This window comes from Mesorhizobium marinum (genome assembly GCF_040813675.1).
Taxonomy (GTDB): Bacteria; Pseudomonadota; Alphaproteobacteria; order Rhizobiales; family Rhizobiaceae; genus Mesorhizobium_K; species Mesorhizobium_K marinum.
Genome location: NZ_JBFOCI010000004.1, coordinates 356481 through 372321 on the forward strand (window position 1 = coordinate 356481; position 15841 = coordinate 372321).

The window sequence follows — 15841 nt, forward strand, 5'->3', positions numbered from 1 at the left end:
CCAAGGGAACGGCCCCGCCGCGTGAACAGACGAGGGAGTGAGCCGGCATGACGCGGTCCTGGAGATTTTCGACGCTGATCGATCGCCACAGGGCGCTCGGTTCGAACCTCGAGGACTGGAGCGGCATGGGCACCGCCTGGAGCTACTCCGGCGACCCCGACGCGGAGTACACGGCGATCCGCACCAAGGCCGGGCTGATGGACGTGTCGGGCCTGAAGAAGGTGCATGTGAACGGGCCGCACGCCTCGCACATGCTCGACCTCGCCACCACCCGCGACGTCGAGAAGATCTATCCCGGCAAGTCGGCCTATGCCTGCATGCTGAACGAAGCGGGCAAGTTCACCGACGACTGCATCCTCTACCGCACCGGACCGAACTCCTGGATGGTGGTGCACGGCTCGGGCACGGGACACGAGGAACTGACCAAGGCGGCGATGGGCCGCGACGTGTCGATCCGCTTCGACGACAACCTGCACGACCTGTCGCTGCAGGGCCCGCTCGCGGTCGACTATCTGGCCAGGCATGTGCCGGGCATTCGCGACCTGCCCTACTTCCACCACATGCAGACGCAGCTGTTCGGCTTCCCGGTGATGATCTCGCGCACGGGCTACACCGGCGAGCGCGGCTACGAGATCTTCTGCCGCGGGCAGGACGCGGTCGCCATCTGGGACCGCATCCTCGACGAGGGCAGGGAGATGGGCATCATCCCCTGTCGCTTCACCACGCTCGACATGCTGCGCGTCGAGAGCTACCTGCTCTTCTATCCCTACGACAACAGCCAGAAATATCCGTTCGAGAACGAAGGCCCCGGCGACACGCTGTGGGAACTCGGCCTCGACTTCACAGTCAGCCCGGGCAAGACCGGTTTCCGCGGTGCCGAGGAACACTACAGGCTGAAGGGCAAGGAGCGCTTCAGGATCTTCGGCGTCCTGCTCGACGGCACCGAACCCGCCGACGAGGGCGCGCCGGTGCATGCCGGCGGCAAGCAGGTCGGCGTCGTGACCTGCGCCATGTATTCGCCGCTGGCGAAAAAATCGATGGGCATCGCCAGGCTTTCGGTCGACACCGCGGTCGCCGGCACACCGCTGGAGATCCACAACCGCAGCGGCGTCATCAAGGCGACCGCGCAGCCGCTGCCCTTCGACGACCCGAAGAAGCTCAAGCGCACGGCCAAGGGCTGAGCGCGGCGGGGAGTTTCGGGCAGAACAGGGAAGGCCGCCATTGCCGATTGAACCGTCGATCAAGAGCCGGCCGGTCTACGGCACGCTTTCTCCCCAGCCGGGCGCGGGACACCTGCTGATCGCCGACGCCGAAGGCGCCGAGGCGATCCTTGATCTCGCCAAATCGGCGCCGGCAGGCTTCTTCGACGCCGCCGAGATCGTCTTCATCCCGCGCGCTTCCGGCGACCGGTACCTCGCCGCGCTGCAGGCGCTGAACCCCGCGCGCTTCTACGAGGGTCCCTCGATCGCCGCCGCGCTGCCGCGCCTGCGCCAGACCTTCGCCACCGCGCATATGGGGCTGCGCCTCTACCTCGCCGGCACCGAGGGGCTGATCGGCCAGGCCATGCAGGCGGCTCTCGAGGCCGGCATCGACCACGCCTCCATCCAGACCGAGCATCGCGGGTCGCTGGCGCGGCGCGTCCAGTGCGTCCACTGCAAGGGCATCACCGAGGACGTCACCACGCAGCCCGCGACCTGCGCGCATTGCGGCCTCACATTGCTGGTGCGCGACCACTATTCCCGCCGCCTCGCCGCCTTCCAGGGCGTCTGCATCAACGCCGAGGACCGCAGCGAACAGGTACCGGTCGAGGAGGTCTTCCGATGAGCGCGGGCACGACGAAACTCGACGTCACCGTCGCCGACGTCGTTCCGGTCAACGAACTGGTCACCCGCTTCCACTTCCGCCCGACCGGCGGCGGCCAACTGCCTACCTTCTCCGGCGGCGCGCATGTCGTCGTCGAGATGCGCGAGCACGAGGGCGCGGTGCCGCGCCTCAACCCCTATTCGCTGATGTCGTCGCCGCTCGACACGTCTGAGTACACGATCTCGATTCGCCGCGACGACCAGGGGCGCGGCGGCTCGCTGTTCATGCATCGCCGGGTGAAGCCCGGCGACCGCATGGTCATCTCCTATCCGGTCAACCTGTTCTCGCTCGATCTCAGGGCGAAGAAGCACCTGATGATCGCCGGCGGCATCGGCATCACGCCGTTCATGGCGCAGACCGCGCAGCTTGCCGCCGCCGGCGGCAATTTCGAGCTGCACTACGCCTGCCGCACCGCCGCGCTGTTCACCTATGGCGACGTACTGACCGAGCGCCACGGCCGGCGCATCCACCTCTACCATGACGACCGTGGCGAGAAGATCGAGCTGGCAAACCTGCTGTCCTCCCAGCCGCTCGGCACGCATCTCTATATCTGCGGCCCCGCGCCGATGATCGATTGGGTGCGCAACACGGCAGCCGCCGCCGGCTGGCCGCCGGAGACAGTGCACTACGAGCACTTCGCGGCGCCGCAGCCGGGAAAACCCTTCGACGTGACGCTCGCCGTCACGGGCAAGACCATCCACGTGGCCGAGCAGCAGAGCCTGCTCGAGGCTATCGAGGCCGCCGGCGTCGACCCGCCCTATCTCTGCCGCGGCGGCGTCTGCGGCCAGTGCGAGACCAACGTCGTCTCCGCCGACGGGAAATTCCTGCACAACGACCACTGGCTTTCGGAAGAGGAGCACCGCTCGGGCAAGAAGATCATGCCCTGCGTGTCGCGCTTCGAAGGCCGTTCGCTCGTTCTCGAGAGGTAGTCCTATGGGCATCAACTTCCGGAAAGAAACCTTCCGCGACGACTTCACCTTCAGGAACTCGCCCGAGCATGTCCGGCGCTTTCCCTTCCCCTTCCACGAAGACAGCTACATGTACGCGGTCAACATCGAGCCGCATGTGCCGGGCCCCGAGGGCAGCGTTCTCGAAAACCTGATCGACGTCGACGAGCACTATGTCTCGGAGATGGAGGACCGCGCGCTGGTGCTGGCCGAAGACCCGCTGCGCTGCCAGTCGCTGCCGCACATGACGCTCGCCGGCTGGGACCTGCTCGAACTCCTGATGACCGAGCAGGCCAAGGGCTATCCCGAGCACTTTTCGCTGACGCGCGACGGCGACAACTGGCACTGGATCAACAGGCCGCTCGGCATCGACCAGAAGTTCGTGTTCGGCGACCTCTCCACCCTGCCCTACGGCCCGATGGAGTACATCACCCGCCAGAGCCAGGGCGATTTCTGCATCCTCGACCAGCGCGACGGCAACCTGTGGATGGACGCCGGCATCGTCACCACCCAGGCCGACTGGTCGCTCGACTTCGACATCGGCATGAATTTCTTCGAATGGCACGCGCCGGTGCCGCTGGCGCATGAGAAGGGCGTCTTCACCCGCGCCCTGAAGTTCCTGCTCAACATCCAGCAGGGCAAGCCGGCGCGCCGTCTCAACTGGACGATGACGATCAACCCGCGCCTCGACACCTCGCCCGAGAACTATCACAAATGGGGCCCGGACCGGACCACGGTGACGCCCGAAAACGTCGGCCAGAAGGTGCACCTGCGCGTCGAGTTGCAGAGCTTCTGGCGCCTGCCGCGCTCCAACGCGCTGGTCTTCCCGATCCGCTGCTACCTGATCAAGATGGACGAACTGGTCACCTCGAAGAAATGGGCGCGCCGCCTCCACCGCGTGCTGCGCGACCTGCCGGAAGAACTCGCGACCTACAAGGGCCTGACGCGCTACCGGCCGACGGTGTTGGAGTGGCTGTCGAAATATGACGACGGAGCTACGACGAGCCCGGGGTTCGGGCCGGATTAGAACTAGCGCCAACGCCTCCCCCTTGCGGGCTGTCGCTTTCCCTATCCGTTGACTATGACCTCGGCGGCCACAGTTTCTGGATCGCGGCAAAGAAGAACGCCGTGGTAAGGCCGAACAGGATGAGGCCGTTGACCGCCTCGATCGTGCCGAGCAGCATCCATTGCCGTTCCAGGTAGATGTCGGCATGGCCGTAGCTGGTCATCGCGCCGAGCGAGTAGAGCACCGCCGTCCGGAAATCGGGCAGCGCGCCGAGCCACACGTAAAGCTGCGCCCAGGCGAGCCCCTCCAGACCGTGCAGCAGGGCGGCGGCGACCGCGAGCAGCCCGACGGTCGCGATGAAGCGGTAGTGCCCGTTGTTTCGCCCGGCGACCTCCGGCACCAGCGCGCGCGTGGTCAGCATGAAGGCGGCGACGTGGAACACGATCGTGGCCACCGCGAGCGGCAGGCCGAACTCCCAGTCAGATGTCCACATACTTGTCCTCCAGTGCCGACCGATTGCAAAACTCGCTCCGGAAGGCAAGCCGGCCAGCGATCCATCGCCTCACCGACCTGGCGATCAGCGGCGCCGGACGGAAGCGCCGCCTCGGCAGCGCCCCAATCGACACGCGCCCCGCCCCATGCCACCATGGGCTTCCTTCCCTGGAGCCGCCAAATATGCCCGACGAAGTCATCCTGCGCCGCTGGACCGGCAAGGTCGCGACCGAGCGCGCGGCCGAATATGCGAAGTACATGGCCGAGACCGGCTTCAACGAGATCGAGACGACGGAGGGCAATCTCGGCCACCAGATCGTGCTGCGCGATCTCGGCGGCGGCGTGACCGAGATCACCGCGCTTTCCTGGTGGACCGGCATGGACGCCATCCGCGCGCTGGTCGGCGACGAGCCGGGGCGCGCCCACTACTACACGATCGACGAGATCTACCTGATCGAGAAGCCCGATTTCGTCGAACACCACGTCGTGTTCTCGGGCTTTACGCCGCCGGAGCGCTAGCGGCCTTTTTATCACGGGGCGAATCCGCCAGGAACGACGCCTCGTGCGCCGGGCTTATTCCGTGGGGCTGGTGGCGAAGATCCAGACCGGCGTCTTGTACTGATCGATCAGCGCCTTGGCTTCCTTGACGCCGTCGGCCTTGATGCCGAGCCAGCCGGGGAAGGCGGCGCTACCCGGCGTCGGCGGCTTCAGCGCGGCCTCGAGCAACGTCTTCACCTCGCGCGCATCGACGCGTCCCTGCTCGGTGTCGAGCTTGACGCGCTCGACGGCGGCGAGCGCCGAGGCCAGTTGCGCCTCGACGCGCACATTGGCCTCCTGCAGGGCGGCGTATTTTTCGGCCAGGCCCATGTTCTGGTAGTAGAGGAAGCCGAGCACCGCCACCGAGATGGCCACCGCCACGGTGAAAACGCGCGCCTGCACCGCAATCTGGTCCCGGACCCCGGCGATCGAATGCCCGATCTCGCCCCGTGTCTCGAACCGCTCGCTCATGTTCATCGCCAACCTCTCGGTGTCACGCAAACCGGCACGGCGACGGCGTACCGTCGCTGTTCCCCCCGACCAGCGTGCTTTTCGAATGCCGCCTTGCCGCGCGATCCCCGCCTGGCCCTGCCCCCGACTCGCAGGCGGCGCCGCGCTTTCGTCCGGTTTAGGCCCTCACGCAGGGGCAGACAACAAAAAACCGGGCCCCCCGGCCCGGTTTTCTGTCTAGGACCACCCATGTTGCCGAGACGGTCCGCGGACTATTCGCTTCTACTTGACGACGACCTTGGCGCCGACGCCGGCACGTTCGTAGAGGTCGATGACGTCCTGGTTCATCATGCGGATGCAGCCCGACGACATCGCCTTGCCGATCGACCACCATTCCGGCGTGCCGTGCAGGCGGTAGCCGGTGTCGCCGCTCTTGTTGAACAGGTAGAGCGCGCGCGCTCCGAGCGCGTTGCTGGGGCCGCCGGGCATGCCGCCGCGCCACTTGGCGAGTTCCGGCTGGCGGCGGATCATCGCCGGCGGCGGCGTCCACACCGGCCATTCGCGCTTTGCGCCGACGCGGGCGACGCCCTTCCACTCGAAGCCCTGGCGGCCGACGCCGATGCCGTAGCGGACGGCCTTGCCGCCGCCGAGCACGAAATAGAGGTGCTTGGTGCCGGTATCGACGACGATGGTACCGGGCTTCTCGCTGGTCTGGTAGTTCACGGTCTGGCGCCGGTACTGCGACGCGACCTTGGTGATCGGAATGGCGGGGACGCGATAGCCGGCGTCGGTGCGCGCCCCGTAGCTGGCGAAGGACACGCCGGTGACGCTGTCGGTCGAGCAGCCGGCCAGTGCCGTGGCCAGCGCCATTCCGACGACGATGAGCAGTGATCTGATGCGCATGCTTCGGTCTGTCCCCCCGGTCCCGGTCGGCCAGAGCGCCCGATTCGGGCCTCATTTTCGCCATTCTTAGGGTGGGCGGGCTTTGTCTGCCAAGCGCGGATTGCCTATATGCGGAATATGACGCCAAGTAACGTCTCCACTATGGCATTTTGGCAACAGCGCTCACGGAATTGTGAAGCAAAATCAACGATCGGCGCTTTGGCGAAACGCGGCGGGGCGCGGCGAATACGAGGAGTTTCCAGCATGAATGTCGGCACCGCCGCCCGCCGCACGGGCCTGCCCGCCAAGACTATCCGCTACTACGAGGATATCGGCCTCATCAGCCCGGCCCGCGCAGACAACGGCTACCGCGACTATTCCGGTGACGACATCCACCGGCTCGCCTTCCTGCGGCGCGCGCGCGGGCTCGGCTTCTCGATCGAGGATTGCCGCCAGCTGATGGCGCTCTACCGCGACAAGGGCCGGGCCAGCCAGGACGTGCGCGCGATCGCCAAGAGCCATGTCGCGGCGATAGACGCCAAGCTCGCCGAACTGCAGTCGATGCGCGCCACGCTGCACAAGCTCATCCGCGCCTGCCACGGCGACGACCGGCCGGACTGCCCGATCCTCGACGACATGGCAGGCAAGCCGGCGGACTGACGCACCCCCGCCGGCCAAGTTCAAATCGTGAACGGACTCTGGCATGGTGGGGCATGCCCATCGTATCGCCGATTCTGCAAAACCCCCTCCTGGACGGCCGCCAGTCCGAGCGCGCGCTGCTCGTCAGGCGCGGCGTGCAGCGGCTGCTGTCGCAGATGGGCGCCCATGTGCTGCCCGAGATCAGCCTGGCGACCGGCCGTCGCGCCGATCTCGTTGCGCTGACCCGGCAGGGCGACGTCTGGATCATCGAGATCAAGTCGTCGGTCGAGGATTTTCGCGTCGATCGCAAATGGCCTGACTACCGGCTGCATTCCGACCGCTTCTTCTTCGCCACCCATCCCGACGTGCCGGCCGACATCTTCCCCGATGAATGCGGCTTCATCCTTTCCGACGGCTACGGCGCGGAAATCCTGCGCGAGGCGCCGGAACACCGTATGGCGCCCGCGACCCGCAAGGCGCTGATGCTGCGCATCGCCCGCGCAGGCGCCGCGCGCCTCTTGGCGGCGGAACTCGCCGGCGTTTCGCTGCCGGCGCTCGATGGCGAGAGCGAATAGGCGGCCGGCGCCGGAGCATGCCGGGTCGGGCGCGATTGTCTTTGCGCGGCGAAGCCGCTAGCAACGGGGGCATGCCGTCACCATCTGACGGCGATGACGAGCGGAACACGGACATGGCTGCACGCGACGCGCTGACGAAGAACCAGCTCTGCGTTCTCGAACGCCTCGAGGCCACCGACGGCCCGCTGAGTGCCTACACGCTGCTCGACCAGTTGCGCGACAACGGGTTCCGCGCGCCGCTGCAGGTCTACCGGGCGCTCGACACGCTGATCAAGGGCGGCTTCGTGCACAGGCTGGAGAGCCTGAACGCCTTCGTCGCCTGCGCCGAACCGCACGACCACAGCCACGACATGACCGCATTTGCCATCTGCGACCGCTGCGGCCAGGTGGCGGAACTTTCCGACCACGATGTCGGCCACCAGCTCGACACATGGGTGCGCTCCACCGGCTTTGCCGCAAAGAAGGCGGTCATCGAGTTCCGCGGAACCTGCGCCAAGTGCCTGGCAGAGGCCGCCTGACGCCTCACATCGCCGTCGACCAGCCGAACCAGATCGCCACGCAGGCGAGCAGAGCCGAAAGAAGACGGCGCGCGATCCGCTCGCGGCGCGGATCGTTGAGGAACGGCTGAAGCGTGGCGGCCAGCCCGACAATCGCCGCATGGATCAGCGTGGCGACCAGCACGTAGATGACGGTGAGCGACACGGTCTGCGGCAGCGCCGGCCGCGAGGCCTCGACGAAGGTCGGGAGAACGGCCACGTAGAAGACGGCCGCCTTGGGGTTCAGAAGATTGGTCACCAGACCGCGCGTGAAATGGTGGCCGTTCGAACGCCCGTCGCCCGCCGACGCGCCGGGTTCCCCGGCCCAGCCCTCCCAGGCGAGATAGAGCAGGAAGAGCACGCCGGCCCAGCGCAGCCCCTCGTAGAGCAGCCGCGACGACTGGACCAGTTCGGCGACGCCGACGGAGGCGACCAGACCGACGACCGAAAGCCCGAGCGCGACGCCAGCAACGGTGGCGAAACCGGCGCGCCGGCCGTCACGCGCGGCGACCAGCGCCAGATACGTCATGTTCGGGCCGGGCGTCAGCTCGATGAGGAACGCGGTGAGCGCAAAGGACAAAAGGTTCGACCAAGTGGCCGCCGATGCCAGGACTTCCATCCGACTTCCGCCCGTTTCCTAGGTCGCGCCCACTATCTAGTGCGCCTCGTCCCAATTGTCGGCGGCGCGGGCGTCGACGGCAAGCGGCACCTTCAGCGCCACCGCGGGCATCGCCGATCCCTCCATCACCGCCTTGATGACGGGCAGCGTCGCGGCGACCTCGTCGGCGGCGACCTCGAAGATCAGCTCGTCGTGCACCTGCAAGAGCATGCGCGCCGACAGCTTCTCGCTGGCCAGCGCATCCTCCATTCGGATCATGGCCCGGCGGATGATGTCGGCGGCCGAACCCTGGATCGGCGCGTTGATGGAAGCGCGTTCGTTGAAGGCGCGGACCGAGGGATTGGACGACTTGATCTCGGGATAGTGGATGCGCCGGCCGAAGATGGTCTCCACATACCCCTTGTCGCGCGCCATCTGCTTGCGGCTTTCCATGTAGTCGCGGATGCCTGGAAATCGCTCGAAATACTTCTTGATGTAGTCGCCGGCCTCGGACCGCTCGATCGACAGCTGGTTGGCGAGCCCGAAGGCCGAGATGCCGTAGATGATGCCGAAGTTGATCGCCTTGGCGCGCCGGCGCACGTCGGCCGGCATGCCCTCGACCGGCACGCCGAACATCTCCGACGCAGTCATCGCATGGATGTCGACGCCATCGGCGAAGGCCTTCGTCAGCTGCGGGATGTCGGCGATGTGGGCGAGCACGCGCAGTTCGATCTGGCTGTAGTCGGCCGAGACGAGCTTGTTGCCGGGAGCCGCGATGAAGGCGGTGCGGATGCGCCGGCCCTCGGCGGTGCGGATCGGAATGTTCTGCAGGTTGGGTTCCGACGACGAGATGCGGCCGGTCGGCGTCGAGGCCAGTGCGTAGGAGGTGTGAAGGCGCTTGGTCTCGGGGTTGATGTACTCCGGCAGAGCGTCGGTGTAGGTCGACTTCAGCTTGGTCAGCTGGCGCCAGTCGACGATGCGGCGCGGCAGTTCGTGGCCCTCTGCCGCCAGCTCCTCCAGGAGCTGAGCCGTCGTCGACCACTGGCCGGACTTCGTCTTGGTGCCGCCGGGCAGGCCCATCCTGCCGAACAGGATGTCGCCGAGCTGCTTGGGCGAACCGATGGTGAAGCGCTCGCCCGCGGCGGCATAGACCTCTTCTTCGAGGGCCGCGGCGCGCTGCGCGAACTCGCCCGACAGGCGCGACAGCATCTGGCGGTCGACGGAAACGCCCCGCTCCTCCATGCGCGCCAGTACCGGCACCAGCGGCCGCTCCAGCCGCTCGTAGACCGACACCAGGCCTTCGGCGGCGAGGCGCGGCTTCAGGACACTCCACAGCCGCAGGGCGATGTCTGCGCCCTCGGTGGCGTAGGTGGTGGCCCGCTCGATGTCGACCAGGTCGAAGGTGACGAGGTTCCTGCCCGAGCCGACGACATCCTTGAACGGGATCATCGGATGGCCGAGCCAGCGCTCGGCAAGCGCGGCGATATCGTGCCGGCCGGTTCCCGCGCCGAGCACGTAGGAGATCAGCATGGTGTCGTCGAACGGCGCGACGTCCACGCCGAGCCGGTGCGCCATCAGCCAGTCGTATTTGAGATTGTGCCCTACCTTCAGGACGGAGCGATCGACGAGCAGGGGTTTCAGCGCCGCCAGCGCCTCGTCCAGGGTGATCTGTCCCTCGACCTGCCCGCCGCCGAGCAGGTCCGCGGCCGCCGAGCGGTGGCCGACGGGGACATAGGCAGAGCGGCCCGGCCCCAGCGAAAGCGCAAAGCCGACCGGCTCTGCCCGCATCGGCTCCAGCGAGGTGGTCTCGGTCCGGAAGGAGACGACGCCGGCCTCGCGGGCTTCGGCGACCCAGGCCTCGAGTTCGGCGCGATGGCGGATGCAGGCGTAGCGGCTGTGGTCGAGCGCGGCATCGGCCGCGGCCCTCGCGCGCACCGCCGCAAGGGCCGCCGGCGTGTTCGCCGCGGCTGCGGGCGTTGCCGACGCGCCATCGGTCGCAGGCCTGCGCGGCGGCCCGTCGGCGCCGACATCGGGGCCGTGCACGTCCGTCGTGTCGACGGCGATCGACGATGGCGCGACCTGGGCCACGTCGGTGCCGGTCGCTTCGGCGACGCGCCGCGTCAACGTGGAAAACTCCATCGCCTTCAGGAAACCGATCAGCTTTGGACCGTCCGGGTTGCCGAGCACCAGTTCGTCCAGGCCTTCGGCAAGCGGCACGTCGTCCCTGAGGCGCACCAGCTCGCGCGAGACGCGTGCCTTGTCGGCGTTCTCGATGATCGTCTGGCGGCGCTTCTCCTGCTTGATCTCGCCGGCCCGCGCCAGAAGCGTGTCGAGGTCGCCGAACTGTTCGAGAAGCTGCGCCGCGGTCTTCTGGCCGATACCCGGCACGCCGGGAACATTGTCGACCGAATCGCCCATCATCGCCTGCAGGTCGATCATCTTCTCGGGCGGCACGCCCCACTTCTCGATGACCTCGGGGATGCCTATCTGCCGGTCCTTCATGGGATCGTACATGGTGACGTTCGGGCGGACGAGTTGCATCAGATCCTTGTCGGAGGAGATGATGGTGGCGTCGCCCTCGGCCTCCGTGGCCAGCCGCGCATAGGTGGCGATGATGTCGTCGGCCTCGAAGCCCTCCATCTCGATGCAGGGCAGGTTGAAGGCGCGCGTCGCCTCGCGGATCAGCCCGAACTGCGGGATCAGGTCGTCCGGCGGGGCCGACCGGTTGGCCTTGTAGTCGGCATAGAGCTCGTTGCGAAACGTCTTCGAGGAGTAGTCGAAGACCACGGCGAAATGGGTCGGCACGATGCCGACATCGGTGTTGCGCGCGTCCTGCATCAGCTTCCACACCATGTTGCAGAAGCCTAGCACCGCATTGGTCGGAAGCCCGTCGGACTTGCGGTTCAGCGGCGGCAGCGCGTGGTAGGCGCGGAAGATGTAGCCGGAGCCGTCGACGAGGAAGAGATGATCGCCCTTTTTCATGGCGGAAGCCGTAGCGCGGGGCCTTCACACTGTCCACCGCAAAGGCGACGGGAGCAATTCACTCCTGACGCCGCGAGGCCATGGAACGCAAGGCTCACGCGTTCGTTACATAACTGTAATGTTCGTGCCCTTGAATCGCCATGTTCCGCTATCCAAATACCCCGTATCGGCAGTTTTTGCCGAAGTCCGGAGCAAGGCCCGTCCCCCGCCTATACCGGACAAGGCGGCAGCCTCATCCCCCTCTCCGGGTTGCCGCAATTTGTAGCAGGCCGCCGTGGTTGTCCCCTCCGCCACGGCGGCGTTTTTTTGTCCGCCAGGTCGATGCCCGCCCCTGCCAACTCGCCCGATTCATCAGATATCGTGATCGTCGAGAAGTCGGCGCATCGCAAACGCGCAGTCCAGTGAAGGGATTAGCTTGAAAACGACGCGGAAACGGGCGCTGCTCCTGGTCAATCCCAAGGCGCGACGCGGCACTGAGACGATCGACGCGGTCGTGGGGCGGCTCCACCGCGGCGGCATGCAGGTGACGATAGAGCCGTTCGATGCGCTTCCCGAGATCGCCCGCGACATCGTGCGCCTGCGCGAAAGCGCCGATCTGATCGTTCTGTGCGGGGGCGACGGGACCATCGCTTCGGGCGCCCTGGCCGTCGTGGAATGCGGCCTGCCGCTCGGCATCATCCCGATGGGCACCGCAAACGACCTAGCACGAACGCTCGGCATCCCGATGGACCTGGTCCAGGCGGCCGACGTGATCCTGGCCGGCAACAGCCGCAGGATCGACCTCGGCAGCGTCAACGGCTACGCCTTTTTCAACGTCGCCAGCATGGGGATTTCGGCGGACCTGGCGCAGGGACTGCACCCGACCCTCAAGAAGCGCTTCGGGCGGCTGGGCTACGCACTTGCCGCCGTGAAGGTGCTGGCGAAGGCGCGCCCCTTCACCGCGACGATCCTCGAGAAGGGCCAGGCCACCCAGGTAAAGACGCTGCAGATCGCGGTTGGCAACGGCCGTCACTACGGCGGCGGCAACGTGATCCGCGCCGACGCCGAGATCGACGACGGCCATCTCGACCTCTACAGCCTGGAACTGGGAACCGTGTGGAAGCTCGCGGCGATGCTGCGCTCGTTCCGGGCAGGCACCCATGGCGCCTGGAAGGAGGTGCGCACGGCACGCTGCGTCGAGTTCGAGATCCACACAAAGAGGCCGATGCCGATCAACACCGATGGCGAGATCGTCACCTCCACGCCGGCGCGGTTCCTCGTCCATCCCGAGGCGATCACGGTGCTGGCGCCGCCACAGCTCGACAGAAACGCCGAAACTGCCGCCACGAAAGCCGCCTGACGGCGCTGGTTGCGCGGTTTCCTTCGCGCCGACCATGCTGTAGGACACCGGACCGATACAACATCCAGAGCTTCCATGACCGAACTCGCCGCCGTTCTCGACCATCTCGACAACACGCTCGAGGACAGCCTCGAGCGACTGTTCGCGCTGCTGCGCATCCCATCCATCTCGACCGATCCGGACTATGCGGCGGAATGCCGGAACGCAGCGCGCTGGCTGGTCGACGACCTGGTCTCGATCGGTTTCGAGGCCAGCGTGCGCGACACGCCCGGCCACCCGATGGTGGTTGCCCACCATCCTGGCGTCCGCACCGACAGCCCGCACGTCCTGTTCTACGGCCACTACGACGTCCAGCCGGTCGATCCGATCGAGCTTTGGGAGGCCGCGCCTTTCGCCCCCGGGATCAGGGAAATCGAGCCCGGCCGCAAGGTGATCACCGGCCGCGGTTCGTCCGACGACAAGGGCCAGTTGATGCTCTTCGTCGAGGCTTGCCGCGCCTGGAAGGCGCTGCATGGCCATCTGCCGTGCCGCGTCACCATCCTGTTCGAGGGCGAAGAAGAGAGCGGTTCGCCGTCGCTGAAACCCTTCCTGGAGGCTCACAAGGACGAACTGAAGGCCGATTTCGCGCTGGTCTGCGACACCGACATGTTCGACCCCGAGACGCCGTCGATATGCGCGTCGCTGCGCGGCCTGGTCGGCGAGGAAATCACCATCACCGCCGCAAGCCGCGACCTGCATTCGGGCATGTATGGTGGGCCCGCGGCGAACCCGGTGCGCATCCTCGCGAAAATCCTCGCCGACATCCATGACGACGACGGTCGTGTGACGATCCCCGGCTTCTACGACGGCGTCGAGGAGACGCCGTCGCAGGTTCTGCAGTCCTGGCAGGCGATGGGCACCGACGCGGCAAACTTCCTGGGGCCGATCGGCCTCTCGGTTCCGGCGGGCGAAAAGGGTCGTTCGGTGCTCGAAATGGTCTGGGCCCGGCCGACCGCCGAGTTCAACGGCATCTCTGGCGGCTATACAGGCAAGGGCTTCAAGACGGTGATCGCCGGCCAGGCCTCGGCGAAGGTTTCCTTCCGGCTGGTACACAGGCAGGATCCGGACAAGATCCGCGCCGCATTCCGGCAGTTCGTGCGCGAACGCCTGCCGGCGGACTGCAGCGTCGAGTTCCAGCCGCATGGCGGCTCCCCGGCGATCCAGCTTTCCTATGATTCACCGCTCCTGACCAAGGCCCGGCAGGCACTGTCCGACGAATGGCCGAAGCCGGCGGTGACGGTGGGAAGCGGCGGCTCGATCCCGATCGTCGGCGACTTCCGCACCTATCTCGGCATGGAATCACTGCTGGTCGGCTTTGCGCTGCCCGACGACCGCATCCACTCGCCAAACGAGAAATACGACCTCACCTCCTTCCACAAGGGCCAGCGCTCCTGGGCGCGGATCCTGGACGCGCTGTCACGCCGGGGAACATGATGACCGAGATACGCTTTCACAGGCACGACCTGCCCGACCTCGCGCGCTACGCCGTGCCGGCGGTGGCGATCGACACCGAGACACTGGGGCTCAACCCGCATCGCGACCGGCTCTGCGTCGTGCAACTCTCACCGGGCGACGGAACGGCTGACGTGGTGCAGATCGCGCCCGGCCAGAAGGAGGCGCCCAACCTGGCTAGGCTGCTCTCGGACCCCTCGATCACCAAGATCTTCCACTATGGGCGGTTCGACATCGCGGTGCTCTTCCATGCATTCGGCGCCATGGCCGAACCGGTGTTCTGCACCAAGATCGCCTCGCGGCTGACCAGGACCTATACCGACCGCCACGGGTTGAAAGACATCTGCTCCGAGCTTCTGGGCGTCACCCTGTCCAAGCAGCAGCAGTCGTCCGACTGGGCCGCCGAGACGCTCACGCCCGAGCAGCTGGAATACGCGGCATCCGACGTACTTTACCTGCACCGGTTGCGCGACGCGCTTGTCATGCGGCTGGAACGCGAGAACCGCGCCGACATCGCCGACGCCTGCTTCCGCTTCCTGCCGACCCGCGCCAGGCTCGACCTGATGGGCTGGCCCGAGGACGACATCTTCGCACACAGCTAGCATCATCGCGACCCGCAACCTTTTCGGCCCTGGGACATTCTCCGGCTTCTGTCCTAGAGTCGGGATCAGGCAGTCAGGAGGATGTCCATGGCCAAACCGCAACCGATCAACAGCGCCCCGCTGGACGGGCGCAAGGTCATGGTCGTGTGGACCGACCGCGACGGGCAGGAAAACGAAAGCCTGGCGCAGTACCGTTCGCTCGACCGGCTGAAGCGTGCCGGCGGCGACTGGGACGAAAGCGACGCGGGCTGGTGGGCCTATGTCGACAGCGACACCCAGAAGCGCATCCAGCCGCATGGATGGATTCCGGTCGGCGCCGACGAGGACGAATAGCCTCCGCGGCGAACAAGTGAGCCCGGGCGCGCCCTCGCCGCAATGCGCTTTATCGACTAACATGGCGCCCATGCACGACTGATTCGTGCCTATCGCCGTCTTCGGGCTCGTGCTGCAGATCGGAGGGGAATAGCCATGGGCGTTGAAAGTCTTATCGTCTTCCTCATCGTGGGCGCCGTCGCCGGCTGGCTCGCCGGAATGCTCGTCAAGGGCTACGGCTTCGGCCTGATCGGCAACATCGTCGTCGGCGTCATTGGCGCCTTCATCGCCGGCTGGCTGTTTCCGGCGCTCGGCATATCGCTTGGCACCGGGGTAGTCGCCGCAATCATCCACGCCGTCATCGGCGCGGTCATCCTGCTCGTTCTGATCCGCCTGGTGAAGCGAGCCTGACCCTGAACAAGGAGCGCCGATGAGGCAGAACACGCTCTATCTGATCATCGGCGCTCTGGTTGTCGCGGTCGTCGCACTCGGCCTCTATGTCTGGCGCGAGGAATCGAAACCGGACGGCGTGGAACTGAGGATCGACGAATCCGGCGTTTCCATCCAGCAGAACTGAACGCCCCCGCCGT

Annotated in this window: 19 protein-coding genes; 14 read left to right on the top strand and 5 right to left on the bottom strand. The window is 66.6% G+C overall.

Going from position 1 to position 15841, the window contains the following annotated elements; all coding sequences use genetic code 11:
* The first annotated feature begins 47 nt into the window (after positions 1-47).
* Genes ABUE31_RS15460 through ABUE31_RS15475 form a run of 4 tightly spaced genes read left to right on the top strand, consistent with a single transcriptional unit; the run spans position 48 to position 3837 of the window.
* Positions 48-1181, top strand: a complete 1134-nt coding sequence (locus ABUE31_RS15460) for an aminomethyl transferase family protein (RefSeq protein WP_367724553.1) — start codon at positions 48-50, stop codon at positions 1179-1181.
* A 46-nt stretch (positions 1182-1227) separates the two neighbouring features.
* Positions 1228-1824, top strand: a complete 597-nt coding sequence (locus ABUE31_RS15465; protein WP_367724639.1) for a dimethylamine monooxygenase subunit DmmA family protein — start codon at positions 1228-1230, stop codon at positions 1822-1824.
* The gene (locus ABUE31_RS15470; RefSeq protein ID WP_367724554.1) at positions 1821-2792 is read left to right on the top strand and encodes a PDR/VanB family oxidoreductase; all 972 of its coding nucleotides are present in this window, start codon (positions 1821-1823) and stop codon (positions 2790-2792) included. Before ABUE31_RS15465 ends, ABUE31_RS15470 begins: the two co-directional genes overlap by 4 nt.
* Before the next feature lie 4 nt (positions 2793-2796).
* A complete protein-coding gene (locus ABUE31_RS15475; protein WP_367724555.1) occupies positions 2797-3837 on the top strand; it encodes a heme-dependent oxidative N-demethylase family protein in 1041 nt (346 codons plus the stop codon).
* A gap of 52 nt (positions 3838-3889) precedes the next feature.
* On the opposite strand, the gene ABUE31_RS15480 is transcribed toward ABUE31_RS15475, so the two are convergent.
* The gene (locus ABUE31_RS15480; protein WP_367724556.1) at positions 3890-4309 is read right to left on the bottom strand and encodes a hypothetical protein; all 420 of its coding nucleotides are present in this window, start codon (positions 4307-4309) and stop codon (positions 3890-3892) included.
* 182 nt (positions 4310-4491) lie between these two features.
* Here ABUE31_RS15480 and ABUE31_RS15485 point away from each other — a divergent pair, with 182 nt between their 5' ends.
* Positions 4492-4827 (top strand): hypothetical protein, encoded by a 336-nt coding sequence (locus ABUE31_RS15485; RefSeq protein ID WP_367724557.1) that lies wholly within the window; start codon positions 4492-4494, stop codon positions 4825-4827.
* A 54-nt stretch (positions 4828-4881) separates the two neighbouring features.
* On the opposite strand, the gene ABUE31_RS15490 is transcribed toward ABUE31_RS15485, so the two are convergent.
* Positions 4882-5316: a hypothetical protein gene (locus ABUE31_RS15490; protein ID WP_367724558.1), complete on the bottom strand. Its 435-nt coding sequence runs from the start codon at positions 5314-5316 to the stop codon at positions 4882-4884.
* Between the two features lie 261 nt (positions 5317-5577).
* The gene (locus tag ABUE31_RS15495) at positions 5578-6198 is read right to left on the bottom strand and encodes a L,D-transpeptidase (RefSeq protein ID WP_367724559.1); all 621 of its coding nucleotides are present in this window, start codon (positions 6196-6198) and stop codon (positions 5578-5580) included.
* A gap of 243 nt (positions 6199-6441) precedes the next feature.
* On the opposite strand from ABUE31_RS15495, the gene cueR reads away from it, so the two are divergent.
* The 3 genes from cueR to ABUE31_RS15510 all read left to right on the top strand — a co-directional run bounded on the left by cueR (position 6442) and on the right by ABUE31_RS15510 (position 7909).
* Complete coding sequence (gene cueR, locus ABUE31_RS15500; protein WP_367724560.1) at positions 6442-6837, top strand: Cu(I)-responsive transcriptional regulator; 396 nt, start codon at positions 6442-6444, stop codon at positions 6835-6837.
* A 53-nt stretch (positions 6838-6890) separates the two neighbouring features.
* Positions 6891-7391: an MmcB family DNA repair protein gene (locus ABUE31_RS15505; RefSeq protein WP_367724561.1), complete on the top strand. Its 501-nt coding sequence runs from the start codon at positions 6891-6893 to the stop codon at positions 7389-7391.
* A gap of 113 nt (positions 7392-7504) precedes the next feature.
* Entirely contained in the window at positions 7505-7909 is a 405-nt protein-coding gene (locus tag ABUE31_RS15510; RefSeq protein WP_367724563.1) for a transcriptional repressor, read from the top strand.
* Between the two features lie 4 nt (positions 7910-7913).
* Here ABUE31_RS15510 and ABUE31_RS15515 read toward each other — a convergent pair whose 3' ends face one another.
* The gene (locus ABUE31_RS15515) at positions 7914-8546 is read right to left on the bottom strand and encodes a LysE family translocator (RefSeq protein ID WP_367724564.1); all 633 of its coding nucleotides are present in this window, start codon (positions 8544-8546) and stop codon (positions 7914-7916) included.
* A gap of 36 nt (positions 8547-8582) precedes the next feature.
* Positions 8583-11507: a DNA polymerase I gene (gene polA, locus ABUE31_RS15520; RefSeq protein ID WP_367724565.1), complete on the bottom strand. Its 2925-nt coding sequence runs from the start codon at positions 11505-11507 to the stop codon at positions 8583-8585.
* A 415-nt stretch (positions 11508-11922) separates the two neighbouring features.
* On the opposite strand from polA, the gene ABUE31_RS15525 reads away from it, so the two are divergent.
* From ABUE31_RS15525 to ABUE31_RS15550, 6 genes are all read left to right on the top strand, one after another.
* Positions 11923-12846, top strand: a complete 924-nt coding sequence (locus tag ABUE31_RS15525; protein ID WP_367724566.1) for a lipid kinase — start codon at positions 11923-11925, stop codon at positions 12844-12846.
* 75 nt (positions 12847-12921) lie between these two features.
* Positions 12922-14319: a M20/M25/M40 family metallo-hydrolase gene (locus ABUE31_RS15530; RefSeq protein WP_367724567.1), complete on the top strand. Its 1398-nt coding sequence runs from the start codon at positions 12922-12924 to the stop codon at positions 14317-14319.
* Positions 14319-14939 carry a ribonuclease D gene (locus ABUE31_RS15535; RefSeq protein ID WP_367724568.1) on the top strand — a complete coding sequence of 207 codons (621 nt, stop codon included), beginning with the start codon at positions 14319-14321 and terminating at the stop codon, positions 14937-14939. The genes ABUE31_RS15530 and ABUE31_RS15535 overlap by 1 nt, the downstream gene beginning before the upstream one ends.
* A gap of 87 nt (positions 14940-15026) precedes the next feature.
* A complete protein-coding gene (locus ABUE31_RS15540; protein ID WP_367724569.1) occupies positions 15027-15272 on the top strand; it encodes a hypothetical protein in 246 nt (81 codons plus the stop codon).
* Positions 15273-15407: 135 nt separating this feature from the next.
* Entirely contained in the window at positions 15408-15662 is a 255-nt protein-coding gene (locus tag ABUE31_RS15545) for a GlsB/YeaQ/YmgE family stress response membrane protein (RefSeq protein ID WP_367724570.1), read from the top strand.
* A 19-nt stretch (positions 15663-15681) separates the two neighbouring features.
* Complete coding sequence (locus ABUE31_RS15550; protein WP_367724571.1) at positions 15682-15828, top strand: hypothetical protein; 147 nt, start codon at positions 15682-15684, stop codon at positions 15826-15828.
* The last annotated feature ends 13 nt before the right edge of the window (positions 15829-15841 follow it).